This is a genomic window from Streptomyces sp. CA-210063, assembly GCF_024612015.1.
In the GTDB taxonomy this organism is placed as follows: domain Bacteria; phylum Actinomycetota; class Actinomycetes; order Streptomycetales; family Streptomycetaceae; genus Streptomyces.
The window spans coordinates 3,488,231-3,513,892 of record NZ_CP102512.1 but is presented as its reverse complement, the minus strand read 5'-3'; the positions used below and the strand labels follow the sequence as shown (position 1 = coordinate 3,513,892).

Genomic DNA, 25,662 nt, shown 5'->3' with positions numbered 1-25,662 from the left:
GCGGCACATGAGCGTGTGCCTGCTCGGCATCGATCGGGATCCGGGCCTCCTCGTCCGTACGTCGCTACGCGTGTAGACTGGGGAGCCGCAGCACGTACCGGAGTGCCAGTCGACGCTTCTGGCGAAGCGTCAAGAAGTCCCGGTTCTCCGCCTCTTGGAGGGTCGGGCTTCAGGCGTATCCGTATACAGGGGAGGTCCTGTGGGGATACTGGGTATTCCGGGAAGGGTGCGAAGGGTGTGCGAGGGAGGCTGGACTTCCGGCCGGGATCCTTCGGTTCACTGTCTGTGGGCTGTGAAGCACTGTTCGGATATCGGTGATCCAGCGATCAAGTTTCGGACATGTAAACAAAAATCGTTCCCCGTATGCCCGTTTCGCCGGTTTCCCTTACCGTCTGTCAAGCGCGCGTAGGTGTCAATCTTTGCAATTTTTGCTCAAAATATGGACGGTAGGGAGATCCCTATGCCTTCCGCCCTTGACGCGCGTTGACCGCCTTGGCGAAAGTTCCCCCAAACCACAGAACCTGCCGGTATCTGTGCTGCGCTCAACTCTCCAACCCCCCGGGGGAAGAACAGACATGACCAGTCCAACCAAGGCCGAGGGCTCCGGCTCCGCGGTCGCCTTGGACCCCGAGCTCGAGACGGCCACCGAGGTCGCCAAGGGTGAGAAGAAGCTTGAGGGTCGTTCCCCCGGCCAGTTGATGTGGCAACGCTTCAAGCGGGACCGTACGGGAGTCGTCTCCGCGTGCGTAGTGATTTTCTTCTTCGCGATCGCCGCGCTCGCGCCGGTGATCTCGAGCCTGTACGGCAAGGACCCCTACACGCTCTACGCGCAGGAGCCCGACTACCCGTTCCTGCTCGACGACTTCGCGATGCCCACCGGTTCGTTCGGCGGCATGTCGGGTGACTTCTGGTTCGGTGTCGAGCCGAAGCTGGGCCGCGACGTGTTCACGATGCTGCTGTACGGCATGCGGACCTCGCTCTACATGGCGGTCATCGTCACCCTGTTCAGCGTGATCACCGGTGTCCTCATCGGTATGGTCGGCGGCTACTTCGGGGGCCGGGTCGACTACTGGGTGGGCCGGATCACCGACTTCTTCCTCGGCTTCCCGCAGCAGCTGTTCTTCATCGCCTTCATGCCGGTGGTCACCGCGCTGTTCGTCGACCCGAGGGACGAGACGCCGACGTTTCTTCGCGCCGTGGCCATCATCCTGGTGATGTGGTTCCTCGGCTGGATGGGCCTGGCCCGTCTGGTGCGCAGCTCGGTGCTCTCGCTGCGGGAGCGCGAGTTCGTGGAGGCGGCGAAGGTCTCGGGGGCCTCGCCCTGGCGCATCGTGCGCAAGGAGATCCTGCCGAACATCGTCACCCCGATCCTGGTGCAGGGTACGTACATCCTGCCCAGCACGATCCTCTCCATCGCCTTCCTCTCGTTCGTCGGCGTCGGCTTCCCCGAGCCCACTCCTGACTGGGGCCGCATGTTCGCCGTCGGTGCCGACGTCTACGAGCAGGACCCGATGTTCATGTTCTTCCCGGGCGTGGCGATGGTGGTCTTCGTGCTCTGCTTCAACCTTCTCGGCGACTCCGTCCGGGACGCTTTCGACCCCAAGACCGGACGGTAACCGTCCATTGGTGGGTGGGGGGACTGCCGCCCCCGGTCCGGGTTCCCTCGGACCGTCAGGCAGTACTCGTGGACAACTATCGACAGGTAGGTGCATAGGCATCATGAAGCCCATCAGAAACCGCACCACGCGCGCCGTGGCCGTCGCCCTCGTGGCCGGCTCGCTGGCGCTCGCCGGCTGCGCGGACAACGGCAAGAGCAACACGAAGGACACGTCCAAGTCCAAGGACGACGCCGCCGAGCAGTCGCAGCCTGTCGCCTACGGTGACGCCGCCGCCTCCACCGGCCCGGCCGAGGAGATCAAGGGCGCCAAGCCCGGCGGTGTCATCAACGTCTACCAGCAGTCGGACATCACCCACCTGGACCCGGGGCAGATCTACGTCTCCGACGCCGGTCAGCTCGCCAACCTGATCCACCGTGGTCTGACGAACTACCAGGAGGACGAGAAGGGCAACCTGACGGTCGTCGGTGACATCGCCACCGACTCCGGCAAGTCCTCCGACGGCGGCAAGACCTGGACGTACACGCTCAAGGACGGCATCAAGGACGAGGACGGCAACGCCATCACCTCGGCCGACGTCCGCCACACCATCGAGCGTCAGTACTCCAAGGTCATCTTCGACGGCCCGACCTACGTCCAGAGCTGGCTGTCGGGCTCCGACTACCGCAAGGCACTGCCGGACGGCCCGTACAAGGGCAAGCACCTGCCGGACTCCGTCCTGGAGACCCCGGACGACAAGACGGTCGTCTTCCACTTCGACCAGCCGCGCCCGGACCTCCCGCAGGCCCTCGCCATGGCCGGTTACGCCGTCGTGCCCGAGAAGCAGGACACGAAGGAGAAGTACGACAAGGCCCCGGCCTCCCTCGGCCCGTACAAGATCTCCGAGCTCCAGCCGGGCAAGTCGCTGACCCTGGTCAAGAACGACCAGTGGGACCCGAAGACGGACTCGGTGCGCCACCAGTACGTCGACGGTTACAACTTCACCAACACCGTCGACCAGCCCAGCCAGACCAAGCGTCTGATCGCCGACCAGGGCGAGGCCAAGAACGCCATCCAGTTCACGGACTCCGTGGACCCGGCGCAGATGTCGACGGTCATCTCCAACCCGGAGACGAAGAAGCGCACGATCCAGGGCTACCAGCCCTACGTGTGGCAGCTGACCTTCAACCTCGACGCCGCCGCCGTGAAGGACAAGAAGGTCCGCGACGCGATCACCTACGCGATCCCGTCCCAGGCCATGGTCCAGGCCGACGGTGGCCGCTACGGCGGTGAGGTCGCCGGTGGTCTGATGGCGCCGACCCTGCCGGGCTATGACGCGTCGTACGACCCGTTCGGAAAGACGAAGAAGCCCAACGGTGACCTGGACAAGGCCAAGGAGCTGCTGAAGGAGGCGGGGGTCAAGGAGGGCACCAAGCTCACCTACGCCTACTCCAACACCCCGCGCGGCCAGGCCCAGCAAGTGATCATCAAGGACGCGCTGGGCAAGCTCGGCTTCGACGTCCAGGCCAAGGAGATCGACCGGGCCAGCTTCTACGAGCAGGTCGGCAAGCTGGACAACCCGTACGACATCTACATGACCGGCTGGGGCCAGGACTGGTCCTCCCCGTCCACGGTCATCACCCCGGTCTACGACGGCACCCTCGTCGCCGATGGTGGCTCGAACTACTCGCACATCAAGGACGCCAAGGTCGACGAGCTGATCAAGAAGGCTCTGACCGAGGAGCCCGAGGCCGCGGCCAAGACGTGGGAAGAGGCTCACCACCGCATCGTGGAGGAGATCAACCCGGCCGCCCCGGTCTACTACTCGAAGCAGATCCAGCTCTTCGGATCGAACATCGGTGGTGCCCGGTACAGCACGGAGTCGAGCTACATCGACATCAACGACCTGTTCCTGAAGCAGCCGTAATCCGTCAGCCCGGCTGATCCGCGGGGGTGTGCGCCAGGCGGAGCGCACCCCCGCGGTCGGTACCACCCCCTCCGACCGCCGCGTTTTCGAAGAGAGCATCCACCCGCCATGCTTCAGTTCCTCATCCGCAGGCTGATCGGCGCCGTCGTCATCATGTTCCTGATCGGCGCCTTCACGTTCTTCCTGTTCTATACGATCCCCCAAGACTTCGCGCAGCTGTCCTGCGGCAAGAACTGCTCCCCCGAGAACATCGCGGTCATCAGAGAGAACCTCGGTCTCGACAAACCCATCACCACGCAGTTCTGGGACTTCATGGTCGGCATCGTCGCCGGCCGGGACTTCCCGGTCGGGCATTGCTCCGCGCCATGCCTGGGCATGTCCTTCGACAGCGGCGAGTTCGTCTGGGACTCCATCGTCGACCGGTTCCCGCTGACGCTGTCGCTGACGCTCGGTGGCCTGGTGATCTTCCTCGTGTTCGGTCTTGGTGCGGGTCTGATCGCGGCCTGGAAGCGCGGCACCGTGGTGGACAAGGCCGTCAGCGGTGCCTCCATGCTGCTCAGCTCGTTCCAGATCTACTTCCTCGGTCCGATCGTCCTCGGCATCTTCGTCTACAGCACCGGCTGGATGGAGAACCCCAAGTACGTCCCGATCACCCAGGATCCGGTCGGCTGGTTCGTGGGCATGCTGATCCCCTGGGCCGTCATGGCCACGATCTTCACCGCCCAGTACACGCGTATGGCCCGCTCGACCATGATCGAGCAGCTGTCGGAGGAGCACGTCCGCACGGCCCGGGCCAAGGGCATGAAGCAGCGGTACGTATTCTTCCGTTACGCCTGGCGTGGTTCGCTCATCCCGATCGTCACCATCATCGGCATGGACCTGAGCGCGCTGCTGTCGGGCGCGGTGGTCACGGAGATCACCTTCGACCTGGCGGGCGTCGGCCGTCTCGCGGTCAACTCGTCGATGGACAAGGACCTGCCGCTCACGATGGGCGTCATGCTGGTCGGGGCTTTCTTCATCCTGATCCTGAACATCATCGTGGACATCGCCTACGCCTACATCGACCCGCGCGTGCGCCTCAGCTAGGAGAAATACCGTGACCACTCTGACCAAGACCGAAGGTGAGAAGGCCCCGACCGGGCCGGAGGCCTTCCTCTCGGTCCGCGACCTGCGGGTGCGGTTCTCCACCGAGGACGGCATTGTCAAGGCCGTCGACGGGCTCTCCTTCGACGTCGAGCGCGGCAAGACGCTGGGCATCGTGGGCGAGTCGGGCTCCGGCAAGTCCGTGACCAACCTGACCGTCCTCGGCCTGCACAACCCCAAGACCACCACCGTCGAGGGCGAGATCATCCTCGACGGGAAGGAACTCGTCACCGCCAAGGAGAAGGAGCTGGAGCAGCTCCGCGGCAACAAGGTGGCGATGATCTTCCAGGACCCGCTGACGGCACTCTCGCCGTACTACACGGTGGGCCGGCAGATCGCCGAGCCGTTCATGAAGCACACCGGCGCCTCCAAGAAGGAGGCTCGGCGGCGGGCGATCGAGATGCTGGCCAAGGTCGGCATCCCGCACCCGCAGACGCGGGTGGACGACTACCCGCACCAGTTCTCCGGCGGTATGCGCCAGCGCGCCATGATCGCCATGGCCCTGGTCTGCGACCCCGACCTGCTGATCGCGGACGAGCCGACCACCGCCCTCGACGTGACCGTCCAGGCGCAGATCCTCGACCTGCTCAAGGACCTCCAGCAGGAGTTCGGCTCCGCGATCATCTTCATCACCCACGACCTCGGCGTCATCTCCGACATGGCCGACGACCTGCTGGTGATGTACTCGGGCCGGGCCGTGGAGCGCGGCAGCGTCCGCGAGGTGCTGCGCGAGCCCAAGCACCCCTACACCTGGGGGCTGCTCAGCTCGATGCCCCGCCTCGGCGGCGACACCAGCCAGGCGCTCAACCCGATCCCCGGCTCCCCGCCCAGCCTGCTCAACCCGCCCACCGGCTGCCCGTTCCACCCGCGCTGCGCCTTCACCGACGAGGTGAGCGGCAACCGATGCAGCGGGGAGCGGCCGCCGCTCGGCGAGGGGCGTGCCTCTGCCTGCCACCTGACGGCGGAGCAGAAGCAGACCATCTTCATCGACAAGATCCAGCCCCGGCTGCGCTAGGGAGAACCGAGATCATGAGCGACAACCTCACCCTCCCCGCACAGCAGGGCTCCACGGACACCGCGGCCGAAACGCTGCTCAGGGTCGAGGGCCTGACGAAACACTTCCCCATCTACGGCGGCTTCCCGATCAAACGCAAGGTCGGTGCCGTCCAGGCGGTCGACGGCATCGACCTGACCGTCGGGGTCGGCGAGAGCGTCGGTCTCGTCGGGGAGTCCGGCTGCGGCAAGTCGACCACCGGGCGGCTGATCACCCGGCTGATGGAGCCCACCAGCGGGAAGATCACCTACAAGGACCAGGACATCACGCACGCCTCGCGCAGGCAGCTGGCGCCCGTGCGGTCCGAGATCCAGATGATCTTCCAGGACCCGTACTCCTCGCTGAACCCGCGGCAGACGGTCGGCACGATCATCAAGTCGCCGATGGAGGTCAACGGGATCAATCCCGAGGGCGGCCGGGAGAAGAAGGTCCGCGAACTCCTCGAACTGGTCGGCCTCAACCCCGAGCACTACAACCGCTTCCCGCACGAGTTCTCCGGCGGCCAGCGCCAGCGCATCGGTGTCGCCCGCGCGCTCGCCCTGAACCCGAAGCTGATCGTCGCGGACGAGCCGGTCTCGGCGCTGGACGTGTCGATCCAGGCGCAGGTCGTCAACCTGCTCCAGAAGGTCCAGGACGAGCTGGGCATCGCGTTCCTGTTCATCGCCCACGACCTCGCCATCGTGCGGCACTTCTCCAAGCGTGTCGCGGTCATGTACCTCGGCAAGATCGTCGAGGTCGCCGACCGGGACTCGCTCTACAACCGGCCCCGCCACCCGTACACCCACGCGCTCCTCTCGGCGGTGCCCGAGGTCGCGATCGACGACGAGGCCGAGGTGAAGGAGCGGATCCGGCTCGCCGGCGACGTGCCCTCGCCCATTGCGCCGCCGTCCGGCTGCCGCTTCCGCACCCGCTGCTGGAAGGCGCAGGACAAGTGCGCGAGCGAGGAGCCGCCGCTCGTCCAGCTCTCCGGCAACGTGGACGGCCACCTGACGGCCTGCCACTTCCCGGAGGACCCGACGACCGAGGCCCGCGCCGAGGACGTCGTCCTGGACCCGGCGCTCAAGGCGCTGGAGGACAGCGCCGCGAAGGACTCGGGCGCGACGGTCACGAAGGGCTGACCGGCCTTTTTTCGCTCGCTACAGGGCCTGCCGTGCGGCAGGCCCTGTAGCGTTTTGAGGGTCGGTGATCGGGTGATGGGGGCAACGGGTGGCAGGGGACGGGGCGTTGGCCGCCGCAGTGCTGTTCGACGTGGACGGCGTGCTGATCGACACCGCCGACGCGCACGGCCGTGTCTGGCGGGCCTGGGCGCGGGCGCGGGGGCTGGACCCCGAGGCCGTGTGGGTGGCCACGCAGGGGCGGCGGCGGGCGGACATTCTGCGGCTGGTGGCGCCGGAGCGCGATCCGGCTGAGGAGCACCGGGCTCTGGACCGGCTGATGGCGGCCGAGGAACCCGGCTTCCGCGCCTTCGACGGGGCCGCCGGGCTGCTGCGTGCCCTGCCGCCGGGCCGCTGGGCCGTCGTCACCTCCAGCCGCGCCGAGCCCACCGCCGCGCGGCTCGCCCGTACGAGGCTGGTGGTGCCCGAGGTACGGGTCTGCGCCGAGGACGTCTCCGAGGGCAAGCCGTCGCCCGAGGGCTATCGGACCGCCGCCGCCCGCCTGGGCGCCGACCCGGCCCGCTGCCTGGTCGTGGAGGACGCGCCGGCGGGCATCGCTGCGGGGCTCGCGGCCGGCTGCACGGTGTACGCGGTGGCCTCCACGCACCGGCCCGAGGAACTCCGGGACGCACACGCGTGTTTCGGGTCGTTGAGGGAGGCGGCGGGGGCGGTTCTGCGAGCGGTGGGCGGAGGAGGAGCCGGGGTCGGGGTCGGAGGGCGGAACCGGCGATGAATTCGGTGGCGGAACCGTGGTCCATGGCGGGACCCTGGCTGGGGCGCGGGCGTGGTGGCAGACGGAGCGTCGGCCCGATTTGCCGTACACGCGTCACGGAGGAGTGATCCGTCCATGCCCGAGCCCGATGACCTGCGCAGCCGCCGCCTCTCCGTACTCTCCGAGCAGTCCGCCCAGGACCTGGACTCTGCCGAGGGCATCCTCGGCCTGCTGACCGGCCGGGCGGCCGAACGCCTGCGGCTGGCCCGGGAGGAGTCCGAGCCGGACGCCGAGTCGGTAGCGCACTGGGTGGCGGAGAGCGAGCGGTACGCCGAACTGCTGCGGGGGGTACGGAAGATGACCCCCGAGGAACTGCGGCGTGTCGTCGAGCAGCTGGGGCCGGTGGCCCGGCGGTCCGTGGAGGAGGGGCGGTGACGGGGAGGGCACCGGAACGAGGCCCCGACCGCCGTCCCACGACCCCGCCCCGAACCGCGACAAACCCGATCGGACCCGGACTGTCGAATCACTGACTCCCCCACTCACCGATTCACCGACTCACAACGGAGAAGCCAGTTGAGCTCCACACACCCCACCATCCACAGCCTCACCTTCGACTGCACCGGTGACCCGTACGACCTCGGCCTCTTCTGGAGCGAACTGCTCGGCCGTCCGCTCGCCGACGACGACAAGCCCGGTGACCCGGAGGCACTGATCGCGGACCCGGCCGGTGGCCCGAGGCTGCTGTTCGTCCGGGTGCCCGAAGGCAAGGCGGCGAAGAACCGGCTCCACTTCGACCTGAAGCCGCACGGCCGCACCCGCGCCGAGGAGGTCGAGCGGGCGCTCGCGCTGGGCGCCCGGGTGATCGCGGACCACACCCGCCCCGACGGCGGCGGCTGGGTCCTTATGACCGACCCCGAGGGCAACGAATTCTGCGTGGAGCGGGGCGAGTTGGGCTGAATGGCCGCAGTAGCGACCCGGTCAGCGCGTCAGGTTGAGCTGTTTCCCGCCTTGCCGTAGCGGCGGAACGCGGCGGTCTCCACCGTCCAGGCGCCGAACGGCACCTTGTCGCCGAAGATGTACGGATCCTTGCGCGAGTAGCGTCCCTTGCACGGTTCGGAATGCACCTCGATCGTGCCCGTGCGAGGGTCGACGATCATGTAGTGGGCGATCTCCATGGCGGGGTACTCGGTGAGCTTTTCTCCGTAGTCGTTGTCAGGGTTGGACGGTGAGACGATTTCGATGACGGCCAGCACCTGAGTGGCGTCGACGGTCAGGCCTTCCTCGTCGAGCACCTCCTCCGGGATGACGACGGCGTCAGGGCGTCGCATGCGGCCGATCGACGGGTGCTCGATCTCCGGGCCGTTCTCGCAGATGTATCCCGGATGGGTGGCGGAAAGCTGCGCGTTGAGCTGATCGCGGATGCGCCGCACGGCGCCCTCGTGGCGCTTCGAGGGGCTCATCATGGCGAGGAAGGGGCCGGAGGGGCCGATCTCCACCTTCCATGACCCTTCGAGATGCTCGGCGTAGACCGTGAGCTGCTCGGCGATCGCGCGCATCTTCGCGTACTCCATGTCCCGAGAATAGCGAGTGGGTGTATGCAGCGCCTCTTGCCTGATCCATTCCTCGGGCCGTCTCACGCCTCCTCCTTCGCCACCACGCTGAACCACACCGCCTTGCCGTGCGGGTACTCCTGTACACCCCACTCATCCGCGCACGCCCCGACGATCCCGAGCCCACGCCCGGACTCGGCGTCGCTCCGATGCCGGGCCTCGCTGGGGGCGGGGCCTGTGGGTCCGTGGTCCCAGACCGAGACGGTGAGGGTCTCGGGGGTCCGCTCCACGTTCACGTAGGCGTCGGTGGGGGAGTGGCGGTACGCGTTGGTGACCAGCTCGGAGGCGAGGAGTTCGACTGTGTGCCACGCACCCGAGGCGGGTCGCGCGCAGCAGCGCGCGGAGGGCGGCTCTGACGACGGAGGCGGCACGCGGGTCGTGGGGGATGAGGAAGCCGTACGACCAGTGGGAATCGGAGAGTTCAGCGGTTTCGGGCGTGCGCATGTGGCAGCCTCCAGTTGTGTGCTTGTTGTGACTGAAGCCACACGTAAGGTAGCGATCACGGTTGCCATCTCTCAACCAACTCCACGAAAGAGTGGTTGCTGGTTACTTCGGGGCGGAGACGAGGAGGGTGAATGGGGCTCAGGGTCAACCCCACGTATCGACAGCGGAGGTTCGGATCGGAGGTTCGCGGAATCCGCGAACGCGCCGGTTTTACGGCCGCGCGTGCGGCCGAAGCGATGGGAATGAACGCCTCCCATATCAGTACGGTCGAGGCGGGTAGGACGAGCTTGTCCGCCGAGAGGCTGCGCCGTCTTGCGGCAGCGTCTGGTAGCGAAGACTCAACCTATGTGGAGGCCCTCGTATGCCTGGGGCAGGCATCGGGCAAGGGCTGGTGGACCGAGTACCGGGACCGGTTGCGCCCGTCCCTGCTGGACTTGGCGGAGCTGGAGGACGCCGCTGTGGGCATCGTCTGCTACGAGCCGATGTTCGTGCCGGGCCTGTTGCAGACCGAGGCCTACGCTCGCGCGATCCACCACAGGGGCTACGCGGACGCGACGCCCCAAAAGCACGATCTGGCTGTCGAGTTCAGGATGCGACGCCAGGCTGTACTCGCGGGCGCGCGTCCACCGCGGCTGCATGCCGTCGTGCACGAGGCGGCACTGCATGCCTCGTTGGGAGACCCTCGCATCATGCGGGAGCAGCTGCAGCGGCTGATCGAGGTCTCGCGTCTGCCGCATGTGACAGTCCAGATCCTCCCGTTCGACGGTCCGGTGCCCTTCGGCTCTTCGGTCACTCTCATAGAGCCCGTTGTCCGTCCGCTCGGTACGGTGATCGTCGCGCACATCGAGAAGTCGCTGTACCTGGGCGATGCCGAGGCTATTGCCCGGTACACGGACCTCTTCGCTAGGCTGCGGGAAGCGGCGCTCCCTCCGGTGGACGCGGGCGTACCACCTGAGGGGCACGCGGCGAAGGACTCGCTGGGGTTGATCCAGCGGCTCCTGTATCCCCTGCTCTAGGGAGTATCCGGCTTCAGGAAGGCGTGCATGGTCCAGCTCAGGTGGCAGAAGTCCAGCTACAGCGAGGGTGGCGCCGATACCTGCGTCGAGATAGCCGCCGCCCTCAACGCCAGTCGCGCCTACCTCCGCGAGAGCGCAACCCCCGAGACCGTCATAGCCGCCACGTCCGCGGCCCTGCACGCCCTTATCGGCGGAATCAAGGGCGAGACTCTCGGCCTGGCCTCGCGTCGCACAGGCTGAAGCGGCCGGCCCGACCCCCGCCGCGACGGCGGCTCGCGGGGCGCTCGGCCCCAGCCGTCGGCCAGTGGGCGCCCAGTCCCACAGCGCAAGCATGAAGACCCAGATGGCGGCCGGTCCGGGTGGGACTCTGCGGACACTTGGGCCAGACCCGGACCCGGCCCCGGACAGGGCAAGGTCCGGCGGGTGGGCGTGTGGCCGACCCCGACCGCGCCCCCGCCCCCGCCCCCGACCGCGGTGCCGCGTCAGGCCAGTGAGTGCGTACATCCGGATGGAGGCAGTCCCCCAGACGGGCCGAGTGATGTGCGCTATGTGTGCAACCGGTCGATATTGACCGGTAACGGAACAGCGCACCCGGCTGGAGCACAGCGCAGTACCGCGGACCACTGCGCACTCACGAGGAGGCACCCCATGCGTGGAGCCACGCACGCCCGATGGGCCGCATGTGCGGCGGCGGCAGCGCTCGCCGCGACCGCCTGCGGGGGCGGGGACGGCGGCGGCAGCGGTGACACCGGCGCCGTGCTCAGCTCCTCCTGGGGCGACCCGCAGAACCCGCTGGAGCCGGCCAACACCAACGAGGTGCAGGGCGGCAAGGTGCTCGACATGATCTTCCGGGGGCTGAAGCGGTACGACCCCGAGACCGGTGAGGCGAAGGACATGCTCGCCGAGGAGATCGAGACGACCGACTCGCAGAACTTCACCATCACCATCAAGGACGGCTGGACCTTCAGCAACGGCGAGAAGGTCACCGCCAAGTCCTTCGTGGACGCCTGGAACTACGGGGCGAGTCTGAAGAACAACCAGAGGAACGCGTACTTCTTCGAGTACATCGAGGGATACGACAAGACCCATCCCGCCGACGGCGGCAAGCAGACCGCGGACACGCTCAGCGGGCTGAAGGTCGTCGACGAGAACACCTTCACCGTCAAGCTGACGCAGAAGTTCTCGACCTTCCCCGACACCCTCGGCTACAACGCCTACGTCCCGCTGCCCCAGTCGTTCTTCACCGACCACGACGCCTGGCTGAGCAAGCCCGTCGGCAACGGCCCGTACGCCGTCGACTCGTACACCAAGGGCTCCCAGCTCTCCGTGAGGAAGTGGGACGACTACCCGGGTGAGGACAAGGCGCAGAACGGCGGCGTGGACCTGAAGGTCTACACCGACAACAACACCGCCTACACCGACCTGATGGCGGGCAACCTCGACCTCGTCGACGACGTCCCCGCCGCCCAGCTGAAGAACGTCGAGACCGACCTCGGTGACCGGTACATCAACACCCCGGCCGGCATCATCCAGACCCTCGCCTTCCCGTACTACGACGAGAACTGGGGCAAGGACGGGATGGAGAAGGTCCGCGAGGGGCTGTCCCGCGCGATCGACCGCGAGCAGATCACCGAGACCATCTTCCAGAAGACCCGCACCCCCGCCACCGACTGGACCTCACCCGTCCTCGGCGAGGAGGGCGGCTACAAGGACGGGCTGTGCGGTGACGCCTGCGCGTACGACCCGGACGCGGCCAAGAAGCTGATCGAGGAGGGCGGCGGACTCCCCGGCGGCCAGGTCAAGATCACGTACAACGCGGACACCGGCTCCCACAAGCAGTGGGTCGACGCCGTCTGCAACTCCATCAACAACGCCCTCGACAACGACAAGGCGTGCGTCGGCAACCCGGTCGGCACCTTCGCCGACTTCCGCAACCAGATCACCCAGCGGAAGTTGAGCGGCCCGTTCCGCGCCGGCTGGCAGATGGACTACCCGCTCGTCCAGAACTTCCTGCAGCCGCTGTACTACACCAACGCCTCCTCCAACGACGGCAAGTGGTCCAACGCTGAGTTCGACAAACTCGTCGACGAGGCCAACGCCGAGTCGGACACGGCGACGGCGGTGGAGAAGTTCCAGCAGGCCGAGGAGGTCGTCCGGGACAACATGGCCGCCATCCCGCTCTGGTACCAGAACGGCAGCGCCGGCTACTCGGATCGCCTCTCCGATGTCTCCCTGAACCCGTTCAGCGTGCCGGTGTACGACCAGATCAAGGTCAGCTGACCTCCCATGGGACGGTACGTCGTCCGGCGCCTGCTGCAGATGATCCCGGTCTTCGTCGGCGCCACCCTCCTGATCTTCCTGATGGTGAACGTGATGGGCGACCCCATCGCGGGCCTCTGCGGCGACCGGGAGTGCGATCCTGCGACGGCCGCCCAGCTGCGCCGCGAGTTCGGCCTCGACAAGCCCGTCGGGCAGCAATACCTGACCTACATGGGCAACGTCTTCACCGGCGACTTCGGCACCGCGTTCAACGGGCAGGAGGTCACCGAGCTGATGGGCTCCGCCTTCCCGGTCACCGTCCGGCTGACGATCGTCGCGATCCTCTTCGAGATCGTCATCGGCATCACCCTCGGCGTCGTCACCGGCCTGCGCCGCGGGCGGCCCGTCGACACCGGGGTGCTGCTGGTCACCCTGGTCGTCATCTCGGTCCCCACCTTCGTCACCGGTCTGCTGCTCCAACTGCTGCTCGGTGTGGAGTGGGGGTGGATCCGCCCGTCGGTCTCCTCCGACGCCGCCTTCGACGAGCTGATCGTCCCCGGGCTCGTCCTCGCCTCCGTCTCCCTCGCGTACGTCACCCGCCTGACCCGGACGTCCATCGCGGAGAACGCCCGCGCCGACTACGTCCGCACCGCCGTCGCCAAGGGCCTGCCCCGGCACCGGGTGATCCGCAAACACCTGCTGCGGAACTCCCTGATCCCCGTGGTCACCTTCATCGGCACCGACATCGGCGCCCTCATGGGCGGCGCCATCGTCACGGAGCGGATCTTCAACATCCACGGCGTCGGCTACCAGCTCTACCAGGGCATCCTCCGCCAGAACACCCAGACCGTCGTCGGCTTCGTGACCGTCCTCGTCCTGGTGTTCCTGATCGCCAACCTGCTCGTCGACCTCCTCTACGCCGTACTCGACCCGAGGATCCGCTATGCCTGAGTCGCAGCCCCCTCAGCCGCACGTCTCGGGCGGCGGGCGCGCCGCCGAGGGCGGGGCCATCGCCGCGACGGGGATGGGCGGCGCGATGGATCTGGCGACGACCGAGGGGGAGACCCTGGAGAAGCGACTGGGCGACACGGGCGACGGCGGCCCGTCCGAGAAGGCCCGCAGCCTCTGGTCGGACGCCTGGCGCGACCTGCGCCGCAACCCCGTCTTCATCATCTCGGGCCTGGTGATCCTCTTCCTGGTCGTCATCTCCCTCTGGCCGTCGCTGATCGCCTCCGGCAACCCGCTCAAGTGCGATCTGTCCAAGGCCCAGCAGGGCTCGGAATCCGGCCACCCCTTCGGCTACGACGGCCAGGGCTGCGACGTGTACACCCGTACCGTCTACGGGGCACGGATCTCCATCGCCGTCGGCGTCTGCGCCACGCTCGGCGTCGCGCTCCTCGGGTCGGTGCTCGGCGGGCTCGCCGGGTTCTTCGGCGGGCTCTGGGACTCGATCCTGTCCCGGATCACCGACGTCTTCTTCGCGATCCCGGTGGTGCTCGGCGGTCTGGTGCTGCTGTCCGTGGTGACCAACAACAGCATCTGGCCGGTGATCGGCTTCATGGTGCTGCTGGGCTGGCCGCAGATCTCCCGCATCGCCCGCGGCGCGGTCATCACCGCCAAACAGAACGACTACGTCCAGGCCGCCCGCGCCCTCGGCGCCTCCAACTCCCGCATGCTGCTGCGCCACATCACCCCGAACGCGGTCGCCCCGGTCATCGTCGTGGCCACCATCGCCCTCGGCACGTACATCGCCCTGGAGGCGACCCTGTCGTACCTCGGCGTCGGCCTGAAACCGCCCAGCGTCTCCTGGGGCATCGACATCTCCGCCGCCTCCCCCTACATCCGCAACGCCCCCCACGCCCTGCTGTGGCCCTCCGGAGCCCTGGCGATCACCGTCCTCGCGTTCATCATGCTCGGCGACGCGGTACGCGACGCCCTCGACCCGAAGCTGAGGTGAGCCGCCGTCATGCTGCTCGAAGTGCGCGATCTGCACGTGGAGTTCCGGACCCGGGACGGCGTCGCCAAGGCCGTCAACGGTGTCGAGTACGGCGTGGACGAGGGCCAGACGCTGGCCGTGCTCGGCGAGTCCGGCTCCGGCAAGTCGGTCACCGCACAGGCGATCATGGGCATCCTCGACATGCCGCCCGGGCGGATCACCGGTGGCGAGATCCTCTTCAAGGGCCAGGACCTGCTGAAGCTCAAGGAGGAGGAGCGGCGGAAGATCCGTGGCGCCGAGATGGCGATGATCTTCCAGGACGCGCTGTCGTCCCTGAACCCGGTGCTCAGCGTCGGCGACCAGCTCGGCGAGATGTTCGTCGTCCACCGGGGCCTGTCGAAGAAGGACGCCCGCGCCAAGGCCGTCGAGCTGATGGACCGCGTCCGCATCCCGGCCGCCAAGGAGCGTGTGCGGGACTATCCCCACCAGTTCTCCGGCGGCATGCGCCAACGCATCATGATCGCCATGGCGCTGGCCCTCGAACCCGCGCTGATCATCGCCGACGAGCCCACGACGGCGTTGGACGTCACCGTCCAGGCCCAGGTCATGGACCTCCTCGCCGAACTCCGGCGCGAGCTCGACATGGGCCTCATCCTCATCACCCACGACCTCGGCGTGGTCGCCGACGTCGCCGACCGCATCGCCGTGATGTACGCGGGCCGCATCGTCGAGTCCGCCCCCGTGCACGACCTCTACAAGGCCCCGGCCCACCCGTACACCCGCGGTCTCCTCGACTCGATCCCCCGGCTCGACCAGAAGGGCCGGGAGCTGTACGCCATCAAGGGCCTGCCGCCCAACCTCATGAACATCCCGCCCGGCTGCGCCTTCAACCCCCGCTGCCCGATGGCCCGCGACCTGTGCCGGACCGACGTACCCCCGCTGTACGACGTGGAGCCGTCGGACGGCATCCGGATGAGCGCCTGCCACTTCTGGAGGGAGTGCCTCGATGACCAGAACCGCTGACCCCGAGCCGATCCTGGAGGTCAGTGGACTGATCAAGCACTTCCCATTGACTCAGGGCATTCTGTTCAAGAAGCAGGTCGGCGCGGTGAAGGCCGTCGACGGCGTCGACTTCACGCTCCACACGGGCGAGACCCTCGGCATCGTCGGCGAGTCCGGCTGCGGCAAGTCCACGGTCGCCAAGATGCTGGTCAACCTGGAACGGCCGACCGCCGGCTCCATCCGCTACAAGGGCGAGGACATCACCAAGCTCTCCGGCAAGGCCCTCAAGGCCGTCCGCCGCAACATCCAGATGGTCTTCCAGGACCCGTACACCTCCCTCAACCCCCGCATGACCGTGGGCGACATCATCGGGGAGCCGTACGACATCCACCCCGAGGTCGCGCCCAAGGGCGACCGGCGGCGCAAGGTGCGGGAACTCCTCGACGTGGTCGGCCTCAACCCCGAGTACATCAACCGCTATCCGCACCAGTTCTCCGGCGGCCAGCGCCAACGCATCGGCATCGCCCGGGGGTTGGCGCTCCGCCCCGAGATCATCGTCGCCGACGAGCCCGTCTCCGCGCTCGACGTCTCCGTCCAGGCCCAGGTCATCAACCTGCTGGACCGGCTCCAGGGCGAGTTCGGACTGTCGTACGTCTTCATCGCGCACGACCTGTCGATCGTCCGGCACATCTCCGACCGGGTCGGCGTCATGTACCTCGGGCGGATCGTGGAGATCGGCCGCGACGCCGAGATCTACGATCACCCCACGCATCCCTACACCCAGGCGCTGCTCTCCGCCGTGCCCGTCCCGGACCCCGAGGCCCGCGAGCACCGGGAGCGGATCATCCTCTTCGGCGATGTGCCCTCCCCGACGAACATCCCGTCCGGGTGCCGCTTCCGCACGCGCTGCTGGAAGGCCCAGGAGCGCTGCGCGCTGGAGGTGCCCCTGCTCGCGGTCCCCGCGGAGTTCCGGCTCACGACCGGCCCGGCGGCCCATGACTCGGCCTGCCATTTCGCGGAGGAGAAGCAGGTGGTGCCGCCGGAGGAGCCGCCCGACGAACCTACGGACGATCACGCGGATGGGGCGGAATAGGCGTACAAATGCGCACCAAATGCGTTAACACGCAGGCAACTTGACTGACCCCGTTCCGATATACGGACACGCGAATCTAAAACACGTACGGCCGTGCGGGTGCCGTAAACGGGCCGGGGCTCGCCATGTAGCCCCGGCCCGTTGCCGTGCCCGCGCGTATTACCCCAGCCCCAGTGAACGCTTCAGGAAGTCCACCTGGAGCAGCAGCAGGTTCTCCGCAACCTGTTCCTGGGGGGTGATGTGGGTGACCCCGGAGAGCGGCAGGACCTCATGCGGGCGGCCGGCTGCCAGAAGGGCCGAGGACAGGCGCAGGGCGTGGGCGAAGACCACGTTGTCGTCGGCGGTGCCGTGCACGATCATCAGCGGCCGGTGCGGTTCGGCGGGGGCGGACAGACCCTCGTCGGTCACCAGGGAACTCTTCGCGTACGTCTGCGGAGTCGCCGTCGGATCGCCCAGGTACCGCTCCGTGTAGTGCGTGTCGTACAGCCGCCAGTCGGTGACCGGGGCGCCCGCGATGCCGGCGTGGAAGACGTCCGGGCGGCGCAGCACCGCGAGGGCCGCCAGCCAGCCGCCGTACGACCAGCCGCGGATCGCCACCCGGGACAGGTCCAGCGGATGCGACGCCGCGAGGCCGAGCAGCGCGTCCACCTGGTCGTCCAGGGAGAGCGTGAAGTCGCCGTCGATCTCCTTCTCCCAGGCGGGGGAGCGGCCGGGGGTACCGCGCCCGTCGGCGACGACCACCGCGAAACCCTGGTCGGCGAACCACTGCGAGGTGAGGTGCGCGTTGTGCGCGGCGAGCACCCGGGGGCCGTGCGGACCGCCGTAGGGATCCATGAGAACCGGTAGGGGTGTGTCCCCGTCGTAGTCCCTCGGCATAAGCAGGGCGCACGGTACGCGGCGTGCGCCCCCCTGTGTGAACCGCACGCGCGGGGACAGGCCGGGATCTTCCGCGTAGGACGCCACGGTTGCCACGCGCTTGCCGTCCCGCAGTACCTGCACCTGGGCGCCGTCCCTCTCCGGAACGGCCGAGACGAGGACGGTCACCCGCCCGGCGCGCACCGCCGAGTGCACGCCGGGCTCCTGCGACAGGCGCTCCACGCCCAGCTCGTTCACACGGTAGACGTGGATCTCGCCCGTCTCCGGGTCGGCGGCCGCCTCGCCGGCCGACGCCGAGACCAGCACGTCGTCGTCGGCGACGTCGAGCACCGCGCGGACGTGCAACTGCGGTCCCGTCAGCGGACGTTCACCGACCGCCAGCACCCGCGCGCCGCCCTCGTCCGCGACACGCACGAGCTGCCCCGACGGACTCCAGGAGGGCACCCCAGGGAAAAGATCAAGCCAATGTGGATCTTCGTCGGCATGCACCATCCGGGTCGCCCCGGAGTCCGGGTCCACGGCCAGGAACAGCTGGCTGAGCTGGTCCCGCGCCTGCACCAGGATCAGCGGGGCACCCGCCGCTGACCAGTGCACATGCGCCAGATACGGGTAGCGCGCCCGGTCCCACACGACCTCCGTGCGGGACCCGGAGAGGTCGACCAGGAAGAGCCGTACGTCCGCGTTGGCGGTGCCGGCCGCCGGATACGCCACCTGCTGCGGGGCCCTTTCCGGCTGCGCGGGGTCCGAGATCCACCAGCGGCGCACCGGCGTGTCGTCCACGCGTGACACGAGGAGGCGATCCGAGTCGGGCGACCACCAGAAACCACGTGAACGGCCCATCTCCTCGGCCGCGATGAACTCCGCCAGACCGTGGGTGACGTTCTCCGGGCCCTCCTCGGTGAGCGCCAGATCGTCGCCGCCCTCCGCCTCGACGACCCGCAGCGCGCCCCGGGCGACGTAGGCGACGTACCGGCCGTCGGGGGAGGGGCGCGGGTCGATCACCGGTCCGGGAACGTCCAGTTCACGTGCTGTCCCGGCCCGCAGCTCGGCCACGAAAAGCCGCCCTGACAAGGCGAAAGAGGCCAACTCCACGGCCGCGTCGGTCGCGTAGCCGACGATCCCGGCGCCGCCCTCGCGGCTGCGCTCCCGGCGTGCGCGCTCCTCGGCCGACAACTTCTCGGAGGAACCGCGCAGCAGGGCGGCCGGGTCGGCCGCGATCCGCTCGTCGCCGTCCGGGACGTCCAGCACCCACAGTTCGCCGGCCCGCTCGGTGCCGGAAGCGGACCGCAGGAACACGACGCGCGAACCGTCCGGAGCGACGGAGAAGGCCCGTGGGGCGCCGAGGGTGAAACGTTGCGTCCGGGCGTGTCGACGGGGGAAGGACTCGGGCTGGGTCGTCATGGTCCGACCATATTGGCCATGCGCCCCCTTGTGCGGCCGTGCGCCGATCGATGCGCGCGTATGGATAGTTATGATCACTACCGCTGGGTGGGTATGAACCTGCTGGCCGCTGTATGGATTTACAAATGCGTCACTCGCGTCACCGGTTGACGACGGCTCCGCCGTCGTCGTCCTGACAACTGCTTCGCTCCCCAGGTCCCAGGGAACTTTTTGGAGGTGAGCCGCCGTGGCACTCTCGATTTCGGCGGTGGTGCTGCTGGCGATCATCGTCTTCATCCTGATCAAGAAGTCAGGGCTGAAGGCACCACACGCGATCATCTGCATCCTGCTCGGCTTCTACCTCGCCTCCTCGACCATCGCGCCGACGATCAGCGAGCTGACGACCAACATCGCGGGCATGATCGGCAGCATCAAGTTCTGACACGTCCGGCCGCCGGGGTCCGCCAGGGCCTGTCGCAGCAGGTCCCGACCCCCGCGGCCCGACCGTTCCCGTGAATGCCCGCGCCCGGCACAGGTGCGGGCCGGGGCCTCGTAGGGTGGGCCCATGACGGATCTGTCCACCCGCCGACTGCTCCTGGTGCACGCGCACCCGGACGACGAGTCGATCAACAATGGCGCGACCATGGCCAGGTACGCGGCCGAGGGAGCGCGGGTGACGCTGGTGACCTGCACCCTCGGCGAGGAGGGCGAGGTCATCCCGCCCCATCTCGCCCACCTCACGCCCGACCGTGACGACGCGCTGGGCCCGCACCGGGTGGACGAGCTGGCCGAGGCCATGAAGGAGCTCGGCGTCACCGACCACCGCTTCCTCGGCGGCCCCGGACGCTACCGCGACTCCGGGATGACGGGCCTCGAGCAGAACGAGCGGCCCGGCGCCTTCTGGTCCGCCGACCTCGACGAGGCCGCCGCCCACCTGGTCAAGGTGATCCGCGAGGTACGCCCCCAGGTCCTCGTCACCTACGATCCCCACGGCGGCTACGGCCACCCCGACCACATCCAGGCCCACCGCGTCGCCATGCGCGCCGCCGACCTGACCCCCGACCCGGACTTCCGCCCCGATCTGGGCGAGCCCTGGGAGATCGACAAGGTCTACTGGAACCGGGTGCCGCGCGGTGTGCTCCTGGAGGGCTTCGGCCGGCTCCGCCGCGATCTCGCCGAACCCGGCCGGCTTCCCTTCCGGCAGGCGGCATCCGTCACGGATGTGCCCGGAGTGGTGGACGACCACATCGTCACCACCGAGATCGACGGCACCGACTTCGCGGCAGCGAAGATCGCCGCGATGCGCGCGCACGCCACCCAGATCGAGGTCGCCGAGCCGTACTTCGCCCTCTCCAACCAGCTGGCGCAGCCTCTCCTGACCACCGAGTACTACGAGTTGGTGCGCGGCAGACGTGAAGGGGGGAGCCGGGAGAGCGACTTGTTCGAGGGGATTCCCGGCATTTCTTTCGAGGAACCGCAGAACGGAACGGCCCTGTGATGCGTACGCATAGGTATGACAGACGAGTGGTGTGCTCGGGAGACTGCCGAGAGGCGGGCCGGCGATGAAACCGACGGACCGGCCCTCGGCCGGGCAAGGCAGCGCGCTGGCGCAGCCGTTGACGCTGCCCCCGCTGGGGCGGACCGCCGCCCACCTGGGGCTCTTCGTGCTGGGAGCCGTGGTCGGCCTGGCCGGCGGGCTGCTCCAAGCCGCCTGGTTCCCCGGCGGTTTGCTGCTCGCGCTGCTCGGCGCGGCGGGGCTCTTCCTGGGCGGCGCCCGGACGACGGGTGGCAGGGCGGGGGCCGTTGCGCCGGCCGCCGGCTGGATGATCTCCGTCATCCTGCTCACGTCCACCCGGCCGGAGGGAGACTTCCTGTTCGGCGCCGAAGTCGGCTCGTATCTCTTCCTGCTCGGAGGCATGGCTGTGGCTGTGATGTGCGCCACCCTTGGGTGGGGGCGGCAACCGACCGGGCCCGACGCCCGACTTGGCAAGTGACGTACCACTTCGCCGCAGTACGCAGGTGCGGGTCCCGTGATGGTTTCCCTCGCGGTCGTGGGATACGCGCCGGAAGTGGCCAGTATGGTGGTGCGCGCCGCCGAGCTGCCCGCTGAGTTGAGGTCGTGACGGGCGGCGGAGCAAACCGGGAGAACCTGCCTTGAGTCGTGAAACTGACACTTCGTCCTCCGGGGCCAATGGGCGCGGCAGCACCGCGTACCCGTCGGGGACACCGCCGTACGGCACGCCCATGGCCACCGAGGCCGGGGCCGCCGCGGGCCGGTCGGCCGCCGGCGAGCGACCGGACGGACCCAAGACCGAGACCACACTGACGACGCGGGTCCGGATCAACATCCCCGGGTCGCGCCCCATCCCGCCGGTCGTCGTCCGCAAGCCGGTCGGCGACGGCGAGGGCGCCGCGGACGACAGCGGGTCCCCGTCGGAGACCACCGGCACCACGGCCATGCCCGTGTTCACGGACACCCCGGCGCCCGCGCCGGAGCCGTCCGCGCCGGCCGACGACAAGCCCACCAGCGACTGGTTCGCGCCGCGCAGGGGCTCGGTCCCGCCGCCGAAGGGCTCGGGTGGCGGCGCCAGTAACGGAGCCGGGTTCTCCACCGGTTCGATCGGCGGCGCTGCGGGCTCCGGCGCGCCGGGCGGCCCCGGCGGCGCGGGCGGCACAGGCCCGCTGGCCGGCGGCCCCGGTAACGCGCAGCCCGGTGGCCCGCGCCCCGGCGCGAGCGCCGGCCCCCGGCCCGGCGGTACGAACGGCGCCGGCCTCCCCGGTGCCACCGGCGCCGGACCGGTCGCTCCCGGCCACGGCGGCGGCACCGGCTCCTTCGACGTGTCGGCCGCGCTGGCCGGTGCCATGCCCGAGCGCGACGACCTGCCGTACTTCTCGGACAACGGCGGCGGCTTCGGCCCCGGCGGCCAGAACGGCGGCTCCGGCCCGGCGGGCCCCACCAGCGGCCCCGTCACCGGCGACAGCCCGCTCGGCCCGCCTCTCGGCCAGGGCGGCCCCGGGGACCCCTTCGGAGGCGCCGGAGCCGACTTCTCCGCGCCCGGCGCCTACGCCCGCCCCGGCGGCGGCCTCAGCGACGACACCGCGGTGCTCACCCCGCAGCGGCCCGCCCCCGACCCGGGCACCCCCGGCTACGGCGGCCCCGGCCCTGTCGTGGACAACCCCTCCGGGCACACCCTGACCAGCGGCATTCCGGTCGTGCCCCCGGGCACCCAGGGCACGCCGTTCGGCGCGGGCGGTGCCGACGGCGCGGTGCAGCACACCCCGCCGAAGCTGCCCGACCCCGGCCCGCAGCAGAAGCCCGGCTCCGGGAAGAACGCGAAGGCGTCGAAGCCGGCCAAGAAGAAGGGCCGCAGCAAACTCGGGCTCCTCGTCGGCGGTGTGGTCGTCCTCGGCGGCGGTGTCTACGGCGCCGGTCTGCTGATGAACCACTCCGACGTCCCCAAGGGCACCACCGTCCTCGGCGTCGACATCGGCGGCGGCACCCGTGACGAGGCCGTCAACAAGCTCGACAAGGCCTTCGGCGACCGCACGAACAAGGCGCTGAAGCTCACGGTCGACGGCGACACCGTCTCCCTCCGGCCCGACCAGGCCGGACTCCAGTTCGACAAGCAGGCCACGGTCAGCGACGCCGCCGTCAGCGACTACAACCCCGTCTCGGTGATCGGCGCGCTCTTCGGCCAGAAGCGCGTCGTCGAGCCCGTCATGCCCGTCGACGAGGAGAAGCTGGAGGCCGCCCTGCGGCGCGCCGCGGGCAGCTCCGGCTCGGCGAGCGACGGCACGGTCAGGTACGAGGCGGGCAAGGCCGTCGCCGTCTACGGCAAGGCGGGTAAGGGCATCGCCGTCGACGAGTCCACCGACGCCGTCGAGGAGGCCTACCGCACCCAGGTCGAGACCGGCACCCCCACCGCCGTGAACCTCCCCACCACGACCAAGGAGCCGTCGGTCGACAAGGCCGAGGTCGACCGGTTCATGAAGGAGTTCGCGCAGCCGGCGATGTCCGACATCGTCACCGTGCAGACGGACGCCGCGCACAGCATCCCGATGAGCCCGGAGAACACCCTCTGGAAGTTCCTCACGGTCAAGACCGTCGACGGCAAGCTCGTCGACTCCTACGACGAGAAGGCCCTCAAGGAGCTCTACGGCGGAACCTTCGACGGAGTCCTCATCACCCGCGGAAACGGCGAGAAGACCCCGGTCACGGTCCAGGACGTCTATGGCGCCCTCCGCCAGGCCCTGAAGAGCAAGACGGACCGCGTGGCGGTCATCGAGACGAACCCGAGCTAGTCCCGTAGCCGTACGAGGGGGCACCCGGCACACACCGGGTGCCCCTCGTCACGGTTCCGGCCATGACTTGCGCGCCCGGAAGGGGCGCGGGGCCGCGTTCGATGTGCGGCTCCGCCGCGTGGGCGCGACCAGCCGCGCATGGGCGACCCCTCAGTTCATCCGCGCCCGAGCCGCATCCGCCTGCCTACGCACCCGCTCGGCCGCCTCCGAGTCCACCCCGGCCACCACATCCGCATACTCGTCCAACGCGGCAGCACCCCGCAGGAACTCCCCCCGCCGCACCAGCAGTCGCGCCCACTCGTACCGCAACCGCGCCGGATGCGAAGGCAGCGCCAACGACAGCTCCAGCGCCCACAACGCGACATCCGACCGCTCGGGCCGCGCGGCGGCCCACGCCCGCACGTTGTTGAGGATCCGCAGCACCACGTCCAACGGATCCGCGGGACTCAGCATCCCGGGATCCAGCGGAGCCCCCGTCGCCCCCGCCACCAACAACTCCGCATCGCTCCCGCTCAGCACCCGCCCCCCGTCGAACGGATCGACGAGCACCTGCTGCTCACGCGGCCCGAAGCCCACCACGAAGTGCCCCGGCAGCGCGACCCCGTACACGGGCGCCCCCGCCCGCCGGGCCACCTCCATCCACACCACCGACAACAGGATCGGCAGCCCCCGCCGCCGTACGAGCACCTGGTGCAGCAGCGACGACTCCAGCCGCTGATAGTCGCCGGCGGAACCGCGGAACCCGTACCGATCCCCGAGCAGCTCGGCCGTCGCGACCGCCCACGCACGGGGCCCACCGGGCCGGTACGGCATCAGCCCGGCCAGCCGGTCGAGTTCGATCTCGGCGGCGTCGATACCCGCCTCGTCCAGTTCCCCGTCGCCCGCGGCCCCCACGAGCAGACACAACATGGCCAGGTCGGGCCGCTCGGCCCGCGCCTCCTCGGCGAAAAGCCGCCGCACCTCAGCGGCCCGCTCAGGCTCGGGGGGTTGTGGGGCCGGCACGGCAGGGTGGTGCCCGCTCATGACGATCGACACGGCTCGGAACCGAAGCCGCCCCCCGATCCCGAACCGCCACCGGAGCCAGAGCCGAAGCCGCCACCGGAGCCGGAACCGCCACCGTCTCCACCACTCCCGGGCCCCCGATAGTGGTGGTACGAGTGATGCACCGCGAACCCCATCCCTCCGTACAACGCCCGCGCCGCCACGTTGTCCGTCTCCACCTGCAACCAGCCCGCCGAGGCCCCTTCGTCCAACGCCCGCTGAGCCAGCGCGGCCATCACCGTCGTAGCGAGCCCCCGCCGCCGCTGGGCGGGATCGACCTCCACGGCCGCGAAACCGGCCCAGCGCCCGTCCACCACACACCGCCCGATGGCGGCCGGCCCCGTGCCCCCGGCGCCCGGCACCGTCGCGAACCACACCGAGGGCCCGCTCCCGAGCACCTTCAGCGCGACCTCGCCGACGCCCTTGCGCTGGTAGCGGCCGAGCCACGCCTCGTCCGCCGTGCGGGACAGCTCGACCCCGGCCGCCTCCCGGTCCGCGACCGGCGCGAGCGCCCCGATCCACAGCTCGGCGGTGACCTCCCGGACCCACCCGCGCTCCGCCACCTCGGCGCACAGCAGCTCCTGGGTGCCCTCGGCGCCCGTGGCCAGCTGTATGTAGGCGGGCAGCTTCCGGGCCGCGTACCAGGCGCGTACGGCCGTCAGAGCCTCGTCGAGGGGCATACCGGGGTCGCCCAGGGGCAGCACCGAGTTGGCACGCCGGGTGAAGCCTGCGGCGGCCCGCAGCACCCACTCACCGAGCCGCTCCCGCTCGACCGGCTGCCAGGCCCGCGCGGAGACGTGCGCCAGCTCCTCGTACGAGGCGGCGGGACCACGCCGTCGGGCGGGCGCGGCGGGCACCACCTTCCCCGCGACCAGCGACGACTCCTCGATCCGCACCCGCTCCCCGTCGCGGCGGGTGATCAGCAGGACGCCGTCGTCCCATGATGTGAGAACACCAACCGTGTCAGTGAATTTCCCACTCCCGGCGGCAGCGTCGTCGACGCGCCGCACGGACACGCGTTTGCCCACGTCAGCAGCGGAGATACGGATCTCGAGCCGTCCACCGGCAGAGATTTCCACAGGTCAGTTCACCCCTCCTGTTCGGATCGTGCCCAGGAA

Annotated in this window: 24 protein-coding genes; 19 read left to right on the top strand and 5 right to left on the bottom strand. The window is 69.2% G+C overall.

Features of this window, described 5'->3' with window-relative positions:
* Window positions 1–575 precede the first annotated feature (575 nt).
* The 8 genes from JIX56_RS15030 (at window position 576) to JIX56_RS14995 (ending at window position 8,542) form a co-directional block, all read left to right on the top strand.
* Window positions 576–1,616, top strand: coding sequence for an ABC transporter permease (locus JIX56_RS15030; RefSeq protein WP_257540969.1), 1,041 nt, complete (start codon window positions 576–578; stop codon window positions 1,614–1,616).
* Between the two features lie 103 nt (window positions 1,617–1,719).
* A complete protein-coding gene (locus JIX56_RS15025) occupies window positions 1,720–3,522 on the top strand; it encodes an ABC transporter substrate-binding protein (protein ID WP_257540967.1) in 1,803 nt (600 codons plus the stop codon).
* Between the two features lie 108 nt (window positions 3,523–3,630).
* The gene (locus tag JIX56_RS15020) at window positions 3,631–4,608 is read left to right on the top strand and encodes an ABC transporter permease (RefSeq protein ID WP_257540965.1); all 978 of its coding nucleotides are present in this window, start codon (window positions 3,631–3,633) and stop codon (window positions 4,606–4,608) included.
* Window positions 4,609–4,618: 10 nt separating this feature from the next.
* Window positions 4,619–5,680 carry an ABC transporter ATP-binding protein gene (locus JIX56_RS15015; RefSeq protein WP_257540963.1) on the top strand — a complete coding sequence of 354 codons (1,062 nt, stop codon included), beginning with the start codon at window positions 4,619–4,621 and terminating at the stop codon, window positions 5,678–5,680.
* A gap of 14 nt (window positions 5,681–5,694) precedes the next feature.
* The gene (locus tag JIX56_RS15010) at window positions 5,695–6,837 is read left to right on the top strand and encodes an ABC transporter ATP-binding protein (RefSeq protein ID WP_257540961.1); all 1,143 of its coding nucleotides are present in this window, start codon (window positions 5,695–5,697) and stop codon (window positions 6,835–6,837) included.
* A 106-nt stretch (window positions 6,838–6,943) separates the two neighbouring features.
* Window positions 6,944–7,606 carry an HAD-IA family hydrolase gene (locus tag JIX56_RS15005; RefSeq protein WP_257540959.1) on the top strand — a complete coding sequence of 221 codons (663 nt, stop codon included), beginning with the start codon at window positions 6,944–6,946 and terminating at the stop codon, window positions 7,604–7,606.
* Window positions 7,607–7,720: 114 nt separating this feature from the next.
* The gene (locus JIX56_RS15000) at window positions 7,721–8,020 is read left to right on the top strand and encodes a hypothetical protein (protein WP_257540957.1); all 300 of its coding nucleotides are present in this window, start codon (window positions 7,721–7,723) and stop codon (window positions 8,018–8,020) included.
* 138 nt (window positions 8,021–8,158) lie between these two features.
* Window positions 8,159–8,542, top strand: coding sequence for a VOC family protein (locus tag JIX56_RS14995; protein WP_257540955.1), 384 nt, complete (start codon window positions 8,159–8,161; stop codon window positions 8,540–8,542).
* Window positions 8,543–8,571: 29 nt separating this feature from the next.
* Here JIX56_RS14995 and JIX56_RS14990 read toward each other — a convergent pair whose 3' ends face one another.
* Together JIX56_RS14990 and JIX56_RS14985 are read right to left on the bottom strand one after the other, a co-directional pair.
* Entirely contained in the window at window positions 8,572–9,156 is a 585-nt protein-coding gene (locus tag JIX56_RS14990) for a Uma2 family endonuclease (RefSeq protein ID WP_257550875.1), read from the bottom strand.
* 62 nt (window positions 9,157–9,218) lie between these two features.
* The gene (locus tag JIX56_RS14985) at window positions 9,219–9,566 is read right to left on the bottom strand and encodes an ATP-binding protein (protein WP_257540953.1); all 348 of its coding nucleotides are present in this window, start codon (window positions 9,564–9,566) and stop codon (window positions 9,219–9,221) included.
* A gap of 204 nt (window positions 9,567–9,770) precedes the next feature.
* Between JIX56_RS14985 and JIX56_RS14980 the strand changes: the two genes are divergently transcribed.
* The 7 genes from JIX56_RS14980 to JIX56_RS14950 all read left to right on the top strand — a co-directional run bounded on the left by JIX56_RS14980 (window position 9,771) and on the right by JIX56_RS14950 (window position 16,945).
* A complete protein-coding gene (locus tag JIX56_RS14980) occupies window positions 9,771–10,655 on the top strand; it encodes a helix-turn-helix domain-containing protein (RefSeq protein WP_257540952.1) in 885 nt (294 codons plus the stop codon).
* A 27-nt stretch (window positions 10,656–10,682) separates the two neighbouring features.
* The gene (locus JIX56_RS14975) at window positions 10,683–10,895 is read left to right on the top strand and encodes a DUF397 domain-containing protein (protein ID WP_257540950.1); all 213 of its coding nucleotides are present in this window, start codon (window positions 10,683–10,685) and stop codon (window positions 10,893–10,895) included.
* 408 nt (window positions 10,896–11,303) lie between these two features.
* Window positions 11,304–12,935, top strand: coding sequence for a peptide ABC transporter substrate-binding protein (locus JIX56_RS14970; protein ID WP_257540948.1), 1,632 nt, complete (start codon window positions 11,304–11,306; stop codon window positions 12,933–12,935).
* A gap of 6 nt (window positions 12,936–12,941) precedes the next feature.
* The gene (locus JIX56_RS14965; protein ID WP_257540946.1) at window positions 12,942–13,865 is read left to right on the top strand and encodes an ABC transporter permease; all 924 of its coding nucleotides are present in this window, start codon (window positions 12,942–12,944) and stop codon (window positions 13,863–13,865) included.
* Entirely contained in the window at window positions 13,858–14,871 is a 1,014-nt protein-coding gene (locus JIX56_RS14960) for an ABC transporter permease (RefSeq protein WP_257540944.1), read from the top strand. Before JIX56_RS14965 ends, JIX56_RS14960 begins: the two co-directional genes overlap by 8 nt.
* Before the next feature lie 9 nt (window positions 14,872–14,880).
* A complete protein-coding gene (locus tag JIX56_RS14955; protein WP_257540942.1) occupies window positions 14,881–15,873 on the top strand; it encodes an ABC transporter ATP-binding protein in 993 nt (330 codons plus the stop codon).
* Window positions 15,857–16,945 carry an ABC transporter ATP-binding protein gene (locus JIX56_RS14950; protein WP_257540940.1) on the top strand — a complete coding sequence of 363 codons (1,089 nt, stop codon included), beginning with the start codon at window positions 15,857–15,859 and terminating at the stop codon, window positions 16,943–16,945. The genes JIX56_RS14955 and JIX56_RS14950 overlap by 17 nt, the downstream gene beginning before the upstream one ends.
* A 159-nt stretch (window positions 16,946–17,104) precedes the next feature.
* Here JIX56_RS14950 and JIX56_RS14945 read toward each other — a convergent pair whose 3' ends face one another.
* A complete protein-coding gene (locus JIX56_RS14945; protein WP_257540938.1) occupies window positions 17,105–19,222 on the bottom strand; it encodes a S9 family peptidase in 2,118 nt (705 codons plus the stop codon).
* A 226-nt stretch (window positions 19,223–19,448) separates the two neighbouring features.
* Between JIX56_RS14945 and JIX56_RS14940 the strand changes: the two genes are divergently transcribed.
* The 4 genes from JIX56_RS14940 to JIX56_RS14925 all read left to right on the top strand — a co-directional run bounded on the left by JIX56_RS14940 (window position 19,449) and on the right by JIX56_RS14925 (window position 23,503).
* Complete coding sequence (locus tag JIX56_RS14940; RefSeq protein ID WP_005480627.1) at window positions 19,449–19,643, top strand: hypothetical protein; 195 nt, start codon at window positions 19,449–19,451, stop codon at window positions 19,641–19,643.
* Between the two features lie 123 nt (window positions 19,644–19,766).
* Window positions 19,767–20,699, top strand: a complete 933-nt coding sequence (mshB, locus tag JIX56_RS14935) for an N-acetyl-1-D-myo-inositol-2-amino-2-deoxy-alpha-D-glucopyranoside deacetylase (RefSeq protein WP_257540937.1) — start codon at window positions 19,767–19,769, stop codon at window positions 20,697–20,699.
* A gap of 64 nt (window positions 20,700–20,763) precedes the next feature.
* Window positions 20,764–21,195 (top strand): DUF6113 family protein, encoded by a 432-nt coding sequence (locus tag JIX56_RS14930; protein ID WP_257540935.1) that lies wholly within the window; start codon window positions 20,764–20,766, stop codon window positions 21,193–21,195.
* Between the two features lie 160 nt (window positions 21,196–21,355).
* Complete coding sequence (locus JIX56_RS14925) at window positions 21,356–23,503, top strand: hypothetical protein (RefSeq protein ID WP_257540933.1); 2,148 nt, start codon at window positions 21,356–21,358, stop codon at window positions 23,501–23,503.
* A 150-nt stretch (window positions 23,504–23,653) separates the two neighbouring features.
* Here JIX56_RS14925 and JIX56_RS14920 read toward each other — a convergent pair whose 3' ends face one another.
* Together JIX56_RS14920 and JIX56_RS14915 are read right to left on the bottom strand one after the other, a co-directional pair.
* The gene (locus tag JIX56_RS14920) at window positions 23,654–24,526 is read right to left on the bottom strand and encodes a transglutaminase-like domain-containing protein (protein ID WP_257550873.1); all 873 of its coding nucleotides are present in this window, start codon (window positions 24,524–24,526) and stop codon (window positions 23,654–23,656) included.
* Complete coding sequence (locus JIX56_RS14915) at window positions 24,523–25,623, bottom strand: GNAT family N-acetyltransferase (RefSeq protein WP_257540931.1); 1,101 nt, start codon at window positions 25,621–25,623, stop codon at window positions 24,523–24,525. Before JIX56_RS14915 ends, JIX56_RS14920 begins: the two co-directional genes overlap by 4 nt.
* Between the last annotated feature and the right edge of the window lie 39 nt (window positions 25,624–25,662).